At 69.5% G+C, this 1,432-nt stretch carries 1 protein-coding gene; it reads left to right on the top strand.

The window, feature by feature from the left end; all coding sequences use genetic code 11:
- On the top strand, window positions 1–1,148 hold a 1,148-nt coding region (locus ACIP93_RS37690), incomplete at its 5' end, for an MFS transporter (protein WP_401766988.1).
- Between the last annotated feature and the right edge of the window lie 284 nt (window positions 1,149–1,432).

Below are 1,432 nucleotides of genomic sequence, written 5' to 3'. Positions count from 1 at the left end.
CCCCGGAGAAACAGACCTCGGCCACCGCGATCGCCTCCGCCATGGCGGTGCTGCTCCTGCCGTACTCCCTGGTGGGCCCGTTCTCCGGCGTCCTGCTGGACCGCTGGCGCCGCCGCCAGGTCCTGCTGTACGGCAGCCTGCTGCGCACCCTGCTGGCCTCGGCGACCGCCGCCCTGATCGTCACCGAGGTCCCGGACTGGCTGTTCTACGTCTCCGCGCTGTGCGTCACCGCCGTCAACCGCTTCGTCCTGTCGGGTCTGTCCGCCGCGCTGCCACGCGTGGTCGACGAGGAGCGGCTCGTCATCGCCAACTCTCTTTCCCCGACCGCCGGAACGCTCGCCGCGACCACGGGAGCCGGACTGGCCTTCGTCGTACGGCTGGTGGTCTGGGACTCCGATGCCGCCGTGGTGCTGCTGGGAGCGGCCCTGTATCTGTGCGCCGGGCTGGCCGCGCTGCGCATGGCGCCGGAACTGCTCGGTCCCGAACGTGAGTTGGTGCAGCCGCGTCTTGCGACGGCTCTCTCCGGCACCACACGCGACCTGGCGGCAGCCGTACGCCACCTCGCCGCTCCGCCACGCCGAGAAGCCGCCTGGGCGCTGTTCACGATGACGCTGATGCGCTTCTGCTACGGCGCTCTGCTTGTCATGGTGCTGATGCTGTGCCGATACGCCTTCTCCACCACCGCCGATGACGGACTCGCCCTGCTGGGGCTGGCGTTGGCGGTCTCCGGCGCCGGCTTCTTCGCGGCGGCGGTGGTGACTCCTTGGGCCGCCGCGCGGCTCGGCCCCGGCCGCTGGATCGCCACGTGCGCGGGTGCCGCCGCCGTGCTGGTGTCCGCGCTGGGACTGCCCTTCGCCACAACTCCCATGCTGGTCGCGGCATTCGTGCTGGGCCTGACGACGCAGGGCGCGAAGATCTCGACGGACACGATCGTGCAGTCCTCTGTCGAGGACGGCTTCCGTGGCCGGACCTTTTCGGTCTACGACGTGCTGTTCAACGTCGCGTTCGTCGGAGCGGCCGGAGTTGCCGCGCTGATACTGCCTCCGGACGGCCGTTCGGCCCCGCTCATTGTCACAGTCGCCGTTATCTACGCGGCAGTTGCGGTGGCTATGGCCCGCTTTGAGTATCGGTCTGTGTCACATCAATGACACAGAGGCATTCCCGACTACTGAGTTGTCAGTGGGGCCCGGTAACTTACGTCCGTCTTACATCGCGCCATTGTTCGCGATCACGCACCCATGTTCTAGGGGGACCCCCAAGTGACAACTCCGCCGCCGCAGGGCAATCCATTCGCGCAGGGCCAGAACCCGTACGCCCAGGGCCAGCCGCCGCAGGGCCAGGCCCCGTACCCGCAGCAGCCGGGCCAGCCGGGCTTCCCGCAGGGTGGGGCGCCTTACGCGCCGGTTCCCCCGGAGCAGCCGCGCCGCAAGGT

The sequence above is a fragment of the Streptomyces sp. NPDC088745 genome (assembly GCF_044751045.1).
Taxonomy (GTDB): domain Bacteria; phylum Actinomycetota; class Actinomycetes; order Streptomycetales; family Streptomycetaceae; genus Streptomyces; species Streptomyces cremeus.
Note: the sequence above shows the minus strand (reverse complement) of the source record. Positions and strands in the feature narration are given on the sequence as shown.